Annotated in this window: 15 protein-coding genes; 7 read left to right on the top strand and 8 right to left on the bottom strand. The window is 66.4% G+C overall.

Translation table 11 applies throughout. The annotated features are described in order from the left end of the window. Positions 1-42: 42 nt before the first annotated feature. Positions 43-978, bottom strand: coding sequence for a LysR family transcriptional regulator (locus tag HV681_RS13600; RefSeq protein WP_175123564.1), 936 nt, complete (start codon positions 976-978; stop codon positions 43-45). Positions 979-1,102: 124 nt separating this feature from the next. On the opposite strand from HV681_RS13600, the gene HV681_RS13595 reads away from it, so the two are divergent. From HV681_RS13595 to HV681_RS13570, 6 genes are all read left to right on the top strand, one after another. Continuing rightward, on the top strand, positions 1,103-1,864 hold the full coding sequence (locus HV681_RS13595) for a hypothetical protein (protein ID WP_254594958.1): 762 nt from the start codon (positions 1,103-1,105) through the stop codon (positions 1,862-1,864). Positions 1,865-1,907: 43 nt separating this feature from the next. Further along, positions 1,908-2,273, top strand: a complete 366-nt coding sequence (locus tag HV681_RS13590) for an SEL1-like repeat protein (protein ID WP_175123563.1) — start codon at positions 1,908-1,910, stop codon at positions 2,271-2,273. Positions 2,274-2,351: 78 nt separating this feature from the next. Beyond that, positions 2,352-3,710: an MATE family efflux transporter gene (locus tag HV681_RS13585; protein WP_175123562.1), complete on the top strand. Its 1,359-nt coding sequence runs from the start codon at positions 2,352-2,354 to the stop codon at positions 3,708-3,710. A 73-nt stretch (positions 3,711-3,783) separates the two neighbouring features. Beyond that, on the top strand, positions 3,784-5,340 hold the full coding sequence (locus HV681_RS13580; RefSeq protein WP_175123561.1) for a lytic murein transglycosylase: 1,557 nt from the start codon (positions 3,784-3,786) through the stop codon (positions 5,338-5,340). Between the two features lie 222 nt (positions 5,341-5,562). After that, entirely contained in the window at positions 5,563-6,108 is a 546-nt protein-coding gene (locus tag HV681_RS13575) for a GNAT family N-acetyltransferase (RefSeq protein ID WP_175123560.1), read from the top strand. A gap of 47 nt (positions 6,109-6,155) precedes the next feature. After that, on the top strand, positions 6,156-6,368 hold the full coding sequence (locus HV681_RS13570) for an oxidoreductase-like domain-containing protein (RefSeq protein WP_175123559.1): 213 nt from the start codon (positions 6,156-6,158) through the stop codon (positions 6,366-6,368). A gap of 10 nt (positions 6,369-6,378) precedes the next feature. Here the strand turns inward: HV681_RS13570 and HV681_RS13565 are convergent, their stop codons facing one another. The 7 genes from HV681_RS13565 to HV681_RS13535 all read right to left on the bottom strand — a co-directional run bounded on the left by HV681_RS13565 (position 6,379) and on the right by HV681_RS13535 (position 14,558). Next, positions 6,379-6,816, bottom strand: a complete 438-nt coding sequence (locus HV681_RS13565; RefSeq protein WP_175123558.1) for an acetyltransferase — start codon at positions 6,814-6,816, stop codon at positions 6,379-6,381. A gap of 36 nt (positions 6,817-6,852) precedes the next feature. Then, entirely contained in the window at positions 6,853-8,592 is a 1,740-nt protein-coding gene (locus tag HV681_RS13560; RefSeq protein WP_175123557.1) for a M14 family metallopeptidase, read from the bottom strand. Positions 8,593-8,631: 39 nt separating this feature from the next. Beyond that, on the bottom strand, positions 8,632-9,498 hold the full coding sequence (locus HV681_RS13555) for an ABC transporter permease (RefSeq protein WP_175123556.1): 867 nt from the start codon (positions 9,496-9,498) through the stop codon (positions 8,632-8,634). A 5-nt stretch (positions 9,499-9,503) separates the two neighbouring features. Continuing rightward, positions 9,504-10,427: an ABC transporter permease gene (locus tag HV681_RS13550; protein WP_175123555.1), complete on the bottom strand. Its 924-nt coding sequence runs from the start codon at positions 10,425-10,427 to the stop codon at positions 9,504-9,506. A gap of 178 nt (positions 10,428-10,605) precedes the next feature. After that, positions 10,606-12,132, bottom strand: a complete 1,527-nt coding sequence (locus HV681_RS13545; RefSeq protein WP_175123554.1) for an ABC transporter substrate-binding protein — start codon at positions 12,130-12,132, stop codon at positions 10,606-10,608. A gap of 50 nt (positions 12,133-12,182) precedes the next feature. Further along, on the bottom strand, positions 12,183-14,036 hold the full coding sequence (locus HV681_RS13540) for an ABC transporter ATP-binding protein (RefSeq protein WP_341767684.1): 1,854 nt from the start codon (positions 14,034-14,036) through the stop codon (positions 12,183-12,185). Between the two features lie 9 nt (positions 14,037-14,045). Beyond that, on the bottom strand, positions 14,046-14,558 hold the full coding sequence (locus HV681_RS13535) for a winged helix DNA-binding protein (RefSeq protein WP_054415947.1): 513 nt from the start codon (positions 14,556-14,558) through the stop codon (positions 14,046-14,048). 382 nt (positions 14,559-14,940) lie between these two features. Between HV681_RS13535 and HV681_RS13530 the strand changes: the two genes are divergently transcribed. Further along, positions 14,941-16,611, top strand: coding sequence for a ShlB/FhaC/HecB family hemolysin secretion/activation protein (locus tag HV681_RS13530; protein ID WP_254594957.1), 1,671 nt, complete (start codon positions 14,941-14,943; stop codon positions 16,609-16,611). Positions 16,612-16,616: the final 5 nt, after the last annotated feature.

Below are 16,616 nucleotides of genomic sequence, written 5' to 3'. Positions count from 1 at the left end.
TCCGGTATGAATGAGGTGCGTGTTCGGGATGCGGCGCGCGGTTCATGCGGCCAGCGCGATGCCATCGGCCTGGATGGTGCGTTCGAGCTGGGCGGCGAAGGCGCGCGCCTGACGGGTGCTGGGGCGGTCGCGGCGCCAGATGGCGGCAAGGGGCGACCTGCGCAGGGCGGGACGGGCCGGCAGCACGGCGAGTTCGCCGCGCGCCTGCCGGACGGCTGCGACGCTGCCGGGCAGCATCCACAGGTAGTGTCCGTCCACGAGTAATTCGCGGCCGAATTCCAGCGACAGGACGCCGATCATATCCGGAATCGCCAGACCGGCCTGGCGCAGGGACAATTCCAGCTCGCCGCGGATGCGGCTGCCGGGCAGGGCGGTGATCCACGGATAGGCCACATAATCGGCCAGCGTGGCCTGCGGCAGACGCGTCAGCGGATGGTGGGTGGCGCAGGCCAGCACCACCGGATCCTCCAGCAGGGTGGTCGACCGGTAGATCTCAGGATTCACGGTGGACGAGAAGCGGCTGATCAATACGTCCAGCGCGCCGGCGTCCAGGTCCTCGATCAGCCGTTCGTGCGTGCCGATCTCGATGGTGAGCGTGATGCGCGGATGCGCCTCGCGGTAGTCGCGCGCGGCCTGCGCCACCGGCCAGCCCGCAAACATGGAAAAGCAGCCCACGGTCAGGCTGCCTTCTTCACCGCGCGAGACGGCGGCCAGGTCGACCTCGGCCTTGCGAAAACCGGTCAGCAACTGCCGCGCGTGGCGGCACATGGCGTCGCCCAGCGGCGTGCAGGTCGTGCCCTTTGCCGTGCGCTCGAACAGCCGCGCACCCACCAGCTCCTCGATCTCGGCGATCGCGCGGGACAGGCCCGATTGCGTGCTGTGCAACTGCGCCGCCGCCTTGGACAGGTTGCCCAATTCGGAGACGGTCAGCACGATCTCCAGGTGCCGGATGCGAAGTTTGCCTCGGAACGGTGTCATGGCGCAGGGGAGCGGAAGCGATTTGCCGATTATTCTCCCGTGCCGGGCGCTTGGCAACGCAGTGCGGGATTCGGGATATAGTTCGACGCCTGCATGGGCTTCGGCTTGCAACGGGAGAGCGGCATTGACTTTGAAGGAGCGGGGCGGCTGGTGTGCCGCGCAATGCGTCACCCAGCGTGAAGGCTGGCCTAACGCTAAACGCGCCGGCGTCCTCGCAACGATCACCTTGCTGGCCGCGGCGCTGGCCGGCTGCACCGCGTCGCGCGTGGACGAGGTCGCCGTGAGGTGGCCGTCCTTCAAAGACAACACGCCAGTCCTGTTGCCGTCGGATCCGGCGCAATGTCCCGACCTGACCGGCACTTATCGCGCCCAGGGCGAACGCCGCGCGGGCGATGCCGACGCTGTCCTGCTCGAAGACCTGCGTGGATTTTTGCTTTACCCCTTGGACCTGCCGGGCATGCGCGATGCGCCGCTTCCGGCGTGGAAGCCGTCATCCCGCTCAACCGTTTCGTTCGTGGCTGATGCGCGCGGTTGGCAGATCGAGACGCGTGATGGGCAAGGTGCGCACGAGGCCGCGCTACTTGCCGTCCACGACGACGGCGCCAGCTCCATGGCCTCGGGCGGCGAGCCCATGCGCCCCGGCAACACGATCTGGCGCGCTGCCGGTTGCACGCAGGGCCGGCTATGGATCAGCGTGCGGCATGATTGGCGCCAGCATGAATCCATGGGTGTGCGGCGTCATGTTGCCGTTCTGCGCAAGGACGCAGGCGGGCTGCTGCTGACGGTGCAACGCGAGTCCGACAGCATCGGAATGCTGCTGCCCTGGTACACCAATCGCGGCGATTTGTTCCAATACTGGTTTGCGCCCGCCACCAATCATCCCTGAATTCCGCGGGCGCGAGCCTGCCTTCACCGAGACCGAGAAAAACATGACCGCCAAACGGCTTTTCACCTGGACCTTCTTTTTTGCGCTATCCGTGGTGCTGGTCGCGATGTTCTGGCGCCAGCTGTTCATACAGACCCCGCCGTCGCTGCGCGAGCTGGGCGGCACCATCGAGGGCGGCAACGCCCACATCTATGGCGAATCGCCGCGCCAGGACGGCATGGCCGAACGGGCGGTGCTGGCCGCGGCGCAGCGCGGCGAGCCGGGCGCCCAATACATGCAGGGCCTCGTCATGGAGCACTTCGACATGAAGGAAGCGCTGCGCTGGTACGAGGCCGCCGCGGCCCAGGGTTATGAACTGGCGGTGCAGCGCCTGGCGCAATTGCGCGACGCGCCGCAGGCTGCGCAATAACGGCACGCAGACAACGCCGCGCAATGGCCCCGCGCCAGTAATGCCGCTCACGCCTCGTCGCGCAATGGCAGACTTGCCTTGAACGCACCCGCATCCCACGCCCGCTTCGTGACCGGCCCGCTCGGCGGGCACGTGCTCGAGATGATTCTGACCGGCTGGGCCAGCATGCTGGCCGTCTTCGCCGTGGAGTTCCTGTCGCTGCTTTACCTGGGCACGCTCGAGGACGAAGCCGTATTGGGCGCGGTGGGCTTCGGGTCCATGACGCAATTCACCATCACGTCCGTCTGCATCGGCGTCACGGTGGGCGGCGCGGCGCTGGTCTCGCGTGCGCTTGGCGCCCAGGACGCCGGCCGGGCGCGCACACTTGCGGGCGCGTCGCTGATCCTGATGGCCGCCGCCGCGGTGGCGGCGGGCGCGGTGTTTCTGGCGGCGATCGGCCCGTTCACCGCCGCCATTGGCCTGGCCGAAGACGTGCGCGACCATTTGCTGTCGTATGTGCTCATCACCACGCCGTTCGCGGTGGTCATGGGCATCGGAATGATGCTGTCGAATCTGCTGCGCGCGGCCGGCCAGGGGCGGCAGTCGATGTGGGTGCTGCTGGCCGGCACCGGCACGGTCGCCGTGCTAGACCCCATCGTCATCTTCGTGCTGGACGGCGGCATGGAGGGCATTGCCTGGGCCGGCGGGGTGGGGCGCGTCGCCACCGTGGTGCTGGGCGCCTGGCTGGTGTTCGGCAAGCACCGGCTGGTGACCTGGCCGCCCGCGCGGGAACTAGGAGAGCACCTGGGCGCCATCGGCAATATCGCCTTGCCTGCGGCGCTGACCACCCTGGCCACGCCGGCGGCGGTCATCTTTACCGTCTCTACCTATTCCAGCTTCGGTCCGAGCGTGCTGGCGGGCGCCACGGTGGTCGACCGGCTGCTGCAACTGGCCTATTCGCTGTTCTTCGTGCTGCCCGGCGCCATCGGCCCGATCCTCGGGCAGAACCTGGGGGCCGGCCACTGGGACCGCGTGAAGGCCACCGTGGCGCTTACGACGCGCTGGGCGTTGCTGTATGGGTTCTCGGCGGCTGTCGCGCTGGCGGTGCTGGCGCCGTGGATGCCGGATGTCTTCCGGGTCACGGGGCCCGGGCGCGACCTGATCGTCTTCTTCTGCCGCGTCGGCAGCTTTGCGTGGGCGCTGAACAGCCTGTTCTTCGTCGCGATCTCGGTGTTCAACAACCTGGGATACGCCACGTATTCCACCGCTATCGGCTGGCTGCGCGCCACGGTGGGCACCATACCCTTCGTGTGGCTGGGCGCGCACCTGGGCGGGCCCGAGGGCGTGATGCTGGGGCAGATGGGCGGCTTTGCGATTTTCAGCCTGATTGCGATGTGGCTGTGCCGGCGCGTGCTGCGCGCGCCACCGGCGGGATTCCAGCACGGCGCGGCGGCCTAGCAGGGGGGGCGCGTTCGATTTCGGCGGCTGGTCGCGGTACGATCCCGGCTGACTTCGATTTTTCAGGAAAGCCATGCGCCAGAGTTTCTCCCGTCCTCGAATCGACAGCCTTTCCCGCGTGCTGCTGGCCGCGGCACTGACCGCCGCTGCCGCCAGCGCCGCGCAGGCGCAGTCGCCCGGATCGGCCACAGGATCGCGTGTCCAGACGCCCGCGCCGGAACAGCAACAGCCCGTGCTCAAACCCAAACGCAGCTTTGACGACACGCCGGCGCCGGCCGCGCATGCCGCGCCCGCTGCGGCACCCGCCGCTTCTGTGGCCCCCGCCGCCGCGCCGGCTCCGTCTGCCGCGCCTGCTGCTGCCGCTGCTCCGGCTGCACCTGCTGCGTCTGCCGCGCCCGCCGCCGCTGCCGCCGCGCCGACCGTCACCGTCCCGACCGAGCTCGACACCAAGGCCTGCATCGACAAGCTGCGCAAGGGCGCCACGGCCAACGGCCTGACCGTCGCCGACTGGGACAAGTACACGGCCAACGCCACGCTGCTGCCCACGACCGTCGCGTCGGCCAAGGGTCAGCCCGAGGGCCGCGAAAGCTGGTGGGACTACATCGCCAAGACGGTCGACGACGAGCGCGTGCAGGACGGCAAGGCCGTGCTCTCCAAATACGGCAAGGAGCTTGGCGCCATCAGCCAGCAATACCAGGTTGACCCCGCGACGCTGGTCGCCATCTTCGGCATCGAAACCAACTACGGCCGCCAGGTCGGCAAGACCGACGTGCTCAATGCCTGGCTGACGCGCGCCTGCACCGAGAACAAGCCGCTCTGGGAAAAGAACGCCTACGCGTCCGTGCGCCTCTTGCGCGACGGCACTGTGCCCGCCGACAAGTTCGTCGGATCCTGGAGCGGCGCGTTCGGCATGACCCAATTCATTCCGACTTCGTTCTACGAACTGGCTGCCGACGGCGATGGCGACGGCCGCATCGACCTCTACAACTCGCTGCCCGACGCGCTAGCCTCCACGGCAAACCATCTGCGCAAGCGCCGCGCCCAATGGACGCATGGGTTGCCCGCCGTCGTGGAAGTGCGCGTGCCGGTCGAGCTGGCCGCCGCGATCCCGCCCGAGCCCGACGCCGAGTACGTGGGATCCAAGGACCGCCGCACGATCGCCCAATGGGCGCAGGCCGGCGTCAAGCAAGGAGACGGCTCGGTGTTGAAGCTGCCTTCGGGCAACGACCAGCAGGCGTACCTGTTTGCGCCGACCGGCGCGCGCGGACCGGTGTTCCTGGCCACGGTCAATTTCGACGCCATCCTGCACTACAACCAGTCGCGCCGCTATGGCCTGGCCGTGTCGCTGTTGCTGAACCGCCTGCAAGGCGGCCCGGCGCTGGTGACCGCATGGCCGACCGACGATCCCGGCCTGTCCCGCGCGCAGATCAAGGAACTGCAGAAGCAGCTTTATGGCCGCGGCCATGACATCGGGGTGGCCGACGGCATCCCGGGCGGCAAGACGCGCGATGCCGTGCGGGCAGAGCAGGCGCGCCTGAACCTGCCGCAGGACGGCCGCGTGGGCAAGCGCATCCTGGACGCGCTGGTGGCGGAACAGCCCGCCGCCATGCGTGCGTATCCCGAGCAATAAGCGAGGCGCCGATGGCGCAGCGGCGGGCCGCGGCGAATCCGCTGCGGCCCTGGCCGCCTCTGCGAGCGCATTGCGATTTTTCTTTGGAGTCTCGTGGGGCTGCAGCGCGGGTGAGGGTTAGGCGCAAGTGTGCAAGACCGTGCCGGCCGGTATGATCGGCGGGTCCGCCATCCGGACGGCCAGCCCGTCCCCGAACTTCGTCCGCCATCGCCTCCGACTCCCATGCCGTCCGCCGAGTTTCCCGACGATTTCCAGACCCTGCGCCTGTCCGCCAGCCGGATGTCCCAGGCGCATTTGCCGTTCATGATCGAAATGCACGCCAATGCCGACCTGATGCAGTCCATGGGAGGCACGCGCGACGCGGCGGCCAGCCGGCGCTATGTGGCGCAGAACATCGTCCACTGGACCGAGCATGGCTATGGCATGTATGTGCTGCAAGACCGCGACACCGGTCGGCCCGCGGGCCGCGCGGGGTTGAAGGTGTCCACTGCGCCGGGGCGGGCCAGTGTTGAACTGGCCTATGCCTTGCATCCCGACTGCTGGGGCAAGGGTTTCGCGCCGGAGATTTCGCGTGCGCTGATCGGGCTGGGGTTTCGCCTGCTGCCCGTCGACGTGCTGGGCGCCGTGGCGCTGCGTTCAAACCTGGCGTCGCAACGCGTCATGGAAAAGACCGGGTTGCGTTATGTCGGCATGACCGGCGACGCGCCGGAGCCCAAGGTCTGCTACGAAATCCGCCGGGCGGACTGGCGCAAGCGGGAAGGCGTGTGAAGGCGCGCGACGTGCCCGAGCTGGGTGCGCGGCGCTAACATGACGCGATGAGCACGAAGAAACCGACTGGCGGCAAGTCGAGCCCCGCCGCAACATCCAACGACGACCCGCCGCCTGTTCCGCCCGAGCGTCCCGCGCCTGACGAATGCTGCAACAGCGGGTGCATTCCCTGCGTCTATGACCTTTACGACGAAGCGATGGACCGCTACCGCGAAGCGCTGAAGGCGTGGCGCGCGCGGCACGAGGCGCACGGCAACTGAAGCGGATGCTTCAGCCGGCAAGCTTCATGTGGATGATGGGAAAGGGACGGCCCGAGTCGTCGTAGGCCGAGCGGCCCACGTCCTGAAATCCGTAGTGCTTGTAGAAGCCATGCGCCTGCGGATTCTGCTCGTTCACGTCCACCAGCAGCGTGCCGTGCAGCGATCGCGCAAAATTCAGCAGGCGGCGGCCAGCGCCTTTGCCTCGCTTGTTGGCATCCACGAACAGCATCTCGACCTTGTTGCCGGTCAGACCCATGAAGCCGGCCACTTCGCCGGCATCGTCCTCACAGACCCAGACCCTGACGGACGGCAGGTACGTGTTCAGCACCTGCGGGTACATGGCCTGGATTTCCTTTTCAGTCAGAAAAGTGTGGGTGGCGCGCACCGAACGGAGCCAGATGTCCACCAGGGCCAGATCGTCGCCGTGGTTGCGTTCTCGGATTTTCATTTTCTTGTTGCTTGGGTGTCAGACACCGGTAAGCCGCTAAAGCCCGGCGCGATACAGGTCCGTGGCTGCCAGGACGGTTTCCATCTGCACAGTATGCGCGAAAACGAATCGGTCTCCGTAGACCGTTTCATCCGGAAACTCCGAAATCAGCGCCATGGGTAGTTCCTCGCGGTCGGTCTCCGTGACCTGCACGGGGATGCCGTTAAGCACGTCAAAACCCTTTTCGAGCGCATGGGCATGAAAGAGTTCCAACTGCCGCGCGTTGAACTCCACCAGTCCCGGCACGTTGCGCGCCAGCCGCGCGGTGACGCCTTCGATCAACCGTTGAGCGCGGTCGGCCCATCCCGGATGATGGCGCAGGACCAGGAAGAATCCCTTGGGAATGGTCCACAGCTCGAAGTGGCGCGGCAGGTAACCCGACAGCGGACGCGTCCATTCGTGCGCGGGATAGCCATGCAGGTTGATATGCAACTGCGCGCCGCTGATCGCATGCGCCTGGTGACGGCCGTCCCGTTCGAAAAACGGCGCGCGTTCGCGGTAGGCGATGTCGTCGCCCAGCGCGCTGTAGCGCGAAGCGTGCAGCATGTGGCGCGGGTGGTGCTCGCGCAGCCGGTTAAAGAGCGCATAGCCGTCCGGGTTCTCGGAGGCGATCAATGCGAAATGCGCGTCGCCGCGTGCGGCCAACGCCTCGGCCGCACGCAAGGCGCCCACGACACCAGAGGTTTCGTTGGCATGCTGCGCGCCGGAAATGAAGACGGCCGGGCCAGACCCGCGCACATAGGTGCCCAACACGGGTCGGCCTTGGCGTGACACGGCTTGGAAGGTGTCGCCGCCAAAGGCCGCCATGCAGCCGGCGATCTGCGCGGCCGACAACGGCTCTCGGGCTTGCGCCAGCGGACCGGGAAGCGCGGCCGGCGTCACAGGAGCGACCGGGGCGAAGGGCTCCACCGAGATCTGCACGCGCGGCGCGCCGTCGTGGCGGCGGATGTCGGGAATGATCTGGCCGGGTTGCAAGCCGCGGTCGCCGGAGGGGCGGCCGGAATGCTGCTGGAAGTGCTCCAGCAGCGAGAAGTAGATGTCCTCGTGCAGCGCTTCGAACGTGCTGACGATTTCCTCGTCCACCGGCAGCGCGAAGTCGATGCCGGGCAGATCCACGCGGATTTCCAGCCGGTCGAAATACGGCTCGTGCGCACCCCACGTGTGGTTGCGAACCGTGTCCAGGATGCTGCGAAAGAGCAACTGGTACTCGGTGGCCTGCGCGGCATCGGTCTGCACGGCGCCGCTGGCGTCCTGCACGCGCAGCCAGCCGGTAGGCGACAGCTCCGGCGTGCCGTCCGGCGCATGCCCAAGCTGGTTCGGCGCAAACACGCGGGTGTCGAGCGTGCGGCCATCGGCATAGGACAGGCGCACGTCGTAGTGGAGGTCGTCGGCGCCGGGCAGCATCGTCACGCGCACGTCTTTCAGCAACGCCACAAGCGGATAGGCCTCCAGCGTGAAGCGCTTGGCCTGCGCGTGTTCGTGCAGCGGATAGCGGATCTCGGCCGAGACCAGGCCCTCGCGCTCCACCTCTTCAAGGAAATAGTGCACGAGCGGCTTGTAGGCGCTGCGAAAGCGCGCCGTCACGCCCGCCTGCTCAAGCTTGGCCTGCGCGGCGCGCCGGGCGTCCACGCCTTCGAACACCCAGCCTTCCACGACCGCGCCACGCCATGCCGGCGCCATGTAGGCGTGTGTCCAGGCGTCCAGCGTGCGATCGAAACTCTTGTCCAGCAACGACATACTCAACATTCCTTCCGGCCCGTGGCGCGGATCGATTCTTCAGACCTTGCCGGTCGGGTCCAGGCGGTCGCGCAGCCAGTCGCCCAGCAGGTTCAGGCCCAGCACCGTCAGCATGATGGCCAGCCCGGGAAACACGCTGACCCACCAGGCCGTCTGCATGTACGTGCGGCCGTCGGCAAGCATACCGCCCCAGCTCGGGATCATGGGATCCACGCCCAGGCCCAGGAAGGTCAGGCTGCTTTCCAGCAGGATGTTGTTGGCCACGTTCAGCGTCATCAGGATCACCAGCGGACCCAGCAGGTTGGGCACGATGTGGTGGCGGATCATCGCCAGGTCGCGCACCCCGAAGGCGCGCGCGGCCAGCACGAACTCGCGCTCGCGCAACGCCAGCACCTGCGCCCGCACCAGGCGAGCGTACTGCACCCATTGCGACACGATCATGAAGAAGATGACGTTGAACAGCCCGCCGCCCAGGATGGCGATGAACGTGATCGCCACCAGGATGAAGGGCAGCGCCAGCTGCACGTCGGCAAAGCGCATCACGATCATGTCCCAGAAGCCGCGGTAGTACCCGGCGATGAGACCCATCACGATGCCCAGCAGCGCGCCGCCCAGCACCGAGGCAAAGCCCACCAGCAGCGAAATCTTGCCGCCGACGATCACGCGGGCCAGTACATCGCGGCCCAGCGGATCGGTGCCGAAGGGATGGGCGGCCGACGAGAACGGGGCCATCAGGCGGGCGGCCAGGTCCATCGATTCGCCGCCGTCCGGAAACAGCCAGCCGGATGCCAGCACCAGCAGGACCATGACGCCGGTCAGAAGCGCGCCCAGCACGAATTCGAGCGAGCGGTAGCGGCTGCGCGGCTTCATGGCCTTGGGGGCGGCGGGGGAAGTGGTTGTCTGCATGATGCTCAGCGCGTGCGAATACGGGGATCGACAATGCCGTAGGCGATGTCGACGATCAGGTTGACCAGGACGATAACGGTGGCCAGCACGGTGACCGTGCCTTGCAGAACGGGATAGTCGCGGCCGGAAATGGCGTCGAAGGCCAGCGTGCCCAGCCCGGGCCAGTTGAAGACCATCTCGATCACCACGATGCCGCCGATCAGGCCACCGAATTGCAGGCCCAGATACGTGATCAGCGGAATGGCGCAATTGCGCAGCGCATGCTTGTACAGCACGATGCGCTCTTTCAGGCCCTTGCTGCGCGCCACCATGATGTATTGCGCCGACAGCGTTTCCAGCATCGTCGTGCGCACCAGCCGGATATTGGTGGCGCTGAGAATGATCGCCATGGTCAGCGACGGCAGCACCAGGCTGGCCGGCCCGCTCCAGCCGGACGGCGGCAGCAGCGGGAAAGTGATCGACAGCAGCAGCACCAGCATCAGCGCCAGCCAGAAATTGGGGAAGGACAGGCCCACCAGCGACAAGATGCGGATGGCCTGGTCGGTCGCCTTGCCGCGCTTGATCGCCGCCTGGATGCCCAGCGGCAGCGAAATCAGGATGGACACGAGGAGCGACGTGAACGCCAGCATCAGCGTCGCGGGCAGCGCATCGCCGATCAGCTTGGCGACCGGCGTGCCGCCCATGAAGCTGCGCCCGAAATCGCCATGCAGCAGCCCCTGCATATACGACAGATATTGTTCGTGGAACGGCCGGTTCAACCCGAGCGCCTGCCGGATGTTGGCCAGGTCCTGTTCGGTCACGCTGCCCGACCCCTGGCTCAGCATCAGAGCAGGGTCGCCGGTCAGGCGCACGGCATAAGAAACAAGCAGCGTCACAGCCACGATCACGAAGACGGCCTGCAACACGCGTTTGACGAGAAATCCGGTCATAAGGCGCCGCCCCGGCTTGCACCGGTGCGGGAAAAGGGTGTTAACGCGGCATCGATTCGCACCGATGCCTCAACGGAGCACATCCCAGCGGGATGCCGCGGATCCGGGCTCCGCCGGTCCGCAGGCATGCCCCTGGGGGAAGCGCGAAGCGCTCGGGGGGGACTTACTATTCGGGGACTTACTCAATGGCGGTTTCGACGAAACGGAAGCGGATGTCGCCGGGGACTTCCAGGTTCTTCACGCGCTTGTTCACGCCCACGATCGTGTTCAGGCTGTACAGCGGCAATTCCAGCGCCTGATCGGCCACGTAGGCGGCGATCTCCTGCAGCATGCCTTCGCGCTTCTTCACGTCATAGACCGTGCGCTGCGCTTCCAGCATGGCGTTCAGCTTGGGGTCGTTGTCGTACGGATTCCACTTCTGGCCCGAGTGGTACATCAGGTACGCGGTGTTGTCGTAGTCGTACGTCCAGCCGCCCCATTGGTTCTGCCACATTTCGCCGGTCTTGCCGCCGGGGATGATGTCGTTGAGCAGCACACCGGTTTCATACGGCTTGATGGTGGCGCGCACGCCCACGCCCTGCAGGTAGCCCGACACGGCCTGCGCGACTTCGCGGAAGTTCGAATCGCTGCCGCGCACGTCGATCTGCACCGTGGCGCCCGGCTTCACGCCGGCGGCGGCCAGCAGCTTCTTGGCTTCGGCGGGATTGAAGGGCAGGGGCTTTTGCTCGGGGTTGAAGCCAAACGACTGCGGGCCCTGGAAGCTGGCGATCGTCTTGGCCTGGCCCAGCAGCAGCTGCTTGACGATGGCGTCGCGATCGACCGCCATGATCAGCGCACGGCGCACGTCGCGGTGCTGCGTGATGCCGTTCTTGGTGTTGTAGCGCAGCGCGAAGGCCACCGGACCGCCGGTGGAAATCACGTCGGCATTGCCCGACTTCTTCACCGTTTCGATCAGGCCCAGCGGGATCAGCGTGGCGATGTCGATGCGGCCGGCCTGCAGCTCGGCGACCTGCGTGCCGGGTTCGCCGATGAAGCGGTACACGACCTTGTCCAGCTTCGGCTTGCCGCCCCAGTAGTCATCGTTACGCGCCAGCGTCACGTTGACCTTGGGCTGGTAGCTGTCGAACTTGAACGGGCCCGTGCCGACCGGATGCGTGTTGAAGTTGTCCTCGCCCTTCTCAGTGATGTACTTGGGCGGCACGATCATCGCGCCGTAGCCTGCCAGCTTGGTCAGCAGCACCGGATCCGGCTGCTTCAGGATGAAGTCGACCGTGTACTCGTCCACCACCTTGACCTCGCCGATCGAGTCGTAGTTTGACTTCTGCGGGCCCTTGGCGCCTTCCGCGCCCAGCAGGCGCTCGAAGGTGAACTTGACGGCTTCGGCGTTGAAGGGCTCGCCGTTGTGGAACTTGACGCCTTCACGCAGCTTGAAGCGCAGACGCTTGTTGTCGTCCAGGTATTCCCAGCTGGTGGCAAGGCCCGGCTGCAGCTTCAGGTCGGCGCCGCGCATGGTCAGACCGTCGTACAGATTGCTGCCGACCGATCCCCAGAACGTCACGAAGGTGTCGATCGGATCCCAGCTGCCCGGATCCTGGTTGATGGCCACGTTCAGCGTGCCGGCGGCCTGCGCCGTCGAAACGGGCAGCGCGGCGGCGAGGGCCAGGGTCAGCGCGGTGGCGGAGAGGGTGGTGCGAAGGAATTGCATGGTCGCCTCCAGGGACGGGAAATCGGGTCGGACCGACGGATGAAAGAGGTTCAGGCGGCGCGGGCGACCTGATGGCCGGGCGCGAACTCGAAGAGGGGAACGATGGCAGGCTCATCGCCAACCCGGCGCACCGGGCTGGGGATCTCGCCTTCGATCAGGGACGTGTCGATGTGGCGGCCGGGCTCGGCCACCGGGACCGCAGCCAGCAGCTTGCGCGTGTAGGCATGTTGCGGCGATTCAAAGATCTGGCGGCGCGTGCCCAGCTCGACGATCTGGCCCAGGTACAGCACCGCGACCCGGTGGCTGACCTTTTCCACCACCGCCATGTCGTGCGTGATGAACAGATACGACAGCCCGCGATCCTTTTGCAGATCCATCAACAGGTTCAGGATCTGCGCCTGGATCGACACGTCCAGCGCCGACACCGATTCGTCCGCGATGATCAATTTGGGATTGCTGGCCAGCGCGCGCGCGATGCACACCCGCTGGCGCTGGCCGCCCGAGAATTCATGGGGATAGCGCGTGGCGTGTTCGGGCTTCAGTCCCACCTGTTCCAGCAGTTCGCCCACGCGGCGGGCGATGGCGTCTTCACCGGTCAGCAGGCCGTGCGTGCGAATCGGTTCGGCGATGCTGAAGGCCACGGTCTTGCGCGGATCCAGCGACGCATACGGATCCTGGAAGATGTACTGGATTTCCTGGCGCAGGCGCTGCCGGCCGGCACTGTCCATCGAGAAAATATCCTGCCCGTTGTAGCGCACGGCGCCGGACGTCGGCGCCACCAGCTGCTGCAAGGTCTTGCCGATGGTGGACTTGCCGCTGCCGGATTCGCCCACCAGCGCCAGGGTCTCGCCGGGATAGACGTCAAAGCTGACCTGCTCCACCGCATGCACGCGGTGCGTCACGCGGCCGAACAGGTTGTGGCCCACGTCAAAACGCGTGGTCAGCTTGTCCACGCGCAGCACGGGTTCATCGTAGGAAGCGGTGTCCTGCTCGCGGGTCTCGCCCACCTCGCGCAGCGTGTCGCCTTCCAGCACGGTTTGCGGCGTGCGCAGCGGCAGGTCGCGGCCAGTCAGGCTGCCCAGACGCGGCACAGCCGCCAGCAGCGCGCGCGTGTACGGATGCTTGGGCGCGTTGAAGATGTCTTGAACGGTGCCTTGCTCGACCTTCTTGCCGCGCAGCATCACGACCACATCGTCCGCCATCTCGGCCACCACGCCCATGTCGTGGGTGATGAAGATGACGGCCGTGCCCAGGTCGCGTTGCAACTCGCGGATGGTGTTCAGGATCTGCGCCTGGATGGTGACGTCCAGCGCCGTCGTCGGCTCGTCGGCGATCAACAGACGCGGCTGGCACGACAGCGCCATCGCAATCATCACGCGCTGGCGCATGCCGCCGGACAACTGGTGCGGATAACGGTCCAGCAGTTGTTCGGCGTCGGGCAGGCGCACCTTTTCCAGCAACTTGCGTGCGGACTGGCGCGCCGCGGAGCGTGACAGCTGCTGGTGCAGCATGATGGCTTCGACGATCTGGTCGCCGATCGTGAACACCGGGTTCAGCGACGTCATCGGCTCCTGGAAGATCATCGCGATGTCGTTGCCGCGAATCGCCCGCATCTGTTCGTCGCTGGCCTGGGTCAGATCGACCTCGCGATCGTCGCCGTCACGGAACAGGATCTGGCCGGTGGAAATGCGTCCGCCGTTGTAGTCGGTCAGGCGCATGATCGCCATCGACGTGACGGACTTGCCCGAACCGGACTCGCCCACGATCGCCAGCGTGCGGCCGGGCCGCACGTCGAAATCCAGGTTGTCGACGGCGCGAAAGCCGCCGGTGTCGGTATTGAAGTCGACCGAGACGCCGCGCACGGACAGCAGCGGAGCGGAAGAAGAGGCGGTGGTGCTAGACAACGTGGATTCTCACAGCGAGGTGGCGGCGCGGGCAGCCTGGTCGTACAGGCCCGAGAGGGCGCGCAGGGTGTTGGCCAACTGATGGCTGGCGTCGTCTGCGGCGGGGGAGTCGATGAATGGCTTGACGAGGCACTGCTCGCGCACTTCGGCGTAGCGCTGGATCGCGGCTGCGCCGGCGTCGGTCGTGGTGTAGATCACTTCCTTGCCGGTCTTGGCGCTTTGAACGACGCCCAGACGCTCCAGCTTCTTGAGCGAATAGTTCACCAGATGGGTGTCTTCGACATTCAGGGTGAAGCAGATGTCCGCCAGTTTCTTTCCCCGGCCCCGATGGAACACGTGGTTGAGCACCAGGATGTCCAGCGACGTGAGTTCGGGCAGTCCCGCACAGGCCATGCAACGCACCATCCAGCGATTGAACGCATGCGACGCGATGATCAGGCCGAATTCGACCTCGGACAGCTCAGGAGCGGACGACGCGAGGTGGGAAGACGAAACGATGGCGTCCCGGACGGATACAGGCATGGGTGAGTCAGGCAAGGGGACGGATCGGCGACAGAACGTTGGTGAATTATTGACGATTTGTCGATATGGGTGCATTCGGGTTAACCCGGTCTGAGCTTTCGGATTTCTCTGATTCCGGGGTGCCAGGGCGGCGATTTACAAATGCGTTCCTCGCGAAGGCTGTTCGGACGAATGTCAACAGAGACACGGTCCTGAGGCCTGCGCACTCCCCACATCGCCTATCCCACCTAAGCAAAAAATGCCCGAAAACCATGCTGGTCAACGCTCGGACGCGGCCGTTCCGACGCGGCGGTGCGTACACCAACGCCGCCTGGCGGCTGTCCACACTTGGCCCGGCAGACGATCACGGCAGTGCTGGCTGGCAAAGGGGATCTGGGCGGCAGTGTTCGCGGCTGCAAGCGCCGGCCCCGTCCTGGGCCAGCCGGCATCGCAAACCGCTCAGCCGGCAACGGAAATCCAGCGCCGGCAGGAACAGGAGATCGACGCGCACCGCGCCCTCGCGGCGGAGCGGCCCGACATCCTGTCGGCGCCGTCCGTGGACGTCGCGCGCGAGTTGGCGCTACCGGAGGAAAGCCCGTGCTTTGCCGTGCGGGAAGTCATCTGGGAGGGCGCTGAACCGCCGGCACGCCTGACCAGCGCCATGGTGGCTGTGCTTGGCGAATGCGTCGGCGGCCGCGGGCTGCGCGCGCTGCAGGAACACCTGATCGGCTTGCTGCTCGATGACGGCCTGATCACCGCGCGGGTCGTCGTGCCCGAACAATCGCTGGCGGCCGGCTCGTTGACGCTGCGGTATCTGCCGGGCCGCATCTCCGCTGTGCAAAGCCTGGGCGCCATCGGCTGGTGGCGCACGGCGCTGCCCACGGGCCCGGGCGGCGAACTGAACCAGCGAGACCTGGACCAGGCGCTCGAGAACATCCGCCGTCTTGGCAGCCAGACCGACGCCGCCATCGACATCGCGCCAGGCCCCGACGCGGGCGACTCCGACATCGTCATCAAGCCCGGCACGGGCAAGCGCTGGCATGGCTATCTGGGCGGCGACAACGGCGGCATGGACACCGTCGGCAAATACCAGATCAATGCCGGCCTGACGCTGGATTCCCCGCTGTTCCTATACGACCAGCTGTCGGTCTCGTGGAACAGCAATGCGCACTGGCGCGACGCCGACTCCAACACACGCGCGGCCTCCGTCAACTACAGCCTGCCGTTTGGCTACTGGACCGTCTTCGCGGGCGCCAGCAAATCCACCTATCGCCAGACGGTGGCCGGCTTTGAAGAACCCATCGTCTATGGCGGCACCACCAAGCAGATCCAGGCGGGCGTGTCGGTCGTGCCGTACCGCGGCACCGCCTACAAGGGCAATCTGTCGCTCACCATGCTGCGCAAGCGCACGGATAGCACCCTGAATGACGTAGCCATCGACGTCCAGCGCCGCGACGTCACCGGCTACGAGATCGCCTACGGGCATCGCCATTACGTCGGCCGCGCGGTGCTCGACATCGGCGGCGGCGTGCGCGGCACGTTGCCGCAGTTCTCCGACGCACCCGGCTACGTCTACGGCGATCCTGACTGGAATGGGCGCAGCACCATCCTCACCGCCAACGCAGGGCTGCATCTGCCGTTCCAGATCGCCGAGCAATCCCTGGCCTATCAGGCCAACTGGCAGATCCAGCACGCCAAAACAGCCGTCGTGCCCGCCGACTATTTCACGATCGGCAACCGTTACGCCGTGCGCGGCTTTGACGGCCAGATGACGCTCGCTGCCGAAGACGGCTGGACGCTGCGCAACGACCTGTCGTTCAACCTTGACGCGCTCACTGGGTTACCCGGACAGCAGCTCTATGCCGGCATCGACGTCGGCCGAGTGGGCGGCCCCTCCGCCGCCTATCTGTCGGGCCGAACGCTGGTCGGCGCCGTCGCCGGTCTGCGCGGACAGTTCTCCATCCCGACCGTCAACGCCAGCTACGACCTATCCGCGGGCTGGCCGCTCAAGAAACCCGAATCTCTCGACACCGCATCGACCGTCATCGCGATGGTCTTGATGCTCGAGTTCTGAATCCG

The organism is Achromobacter animicus (genome assembly GCF_902859585.1).
GTDB classification, from domain to species: Bacteria; Pseudomonadota; Gammaproteobacteria; order Burkholderiales; family Burkholderiaceae_B; genus Achromobacter; species Achromobacter animicus.
The sequence above is the reverse complement of the archived record's forward strand: the minus strand, read 5'-3'. Positions and strand labels throughout refer to the sequence as shown.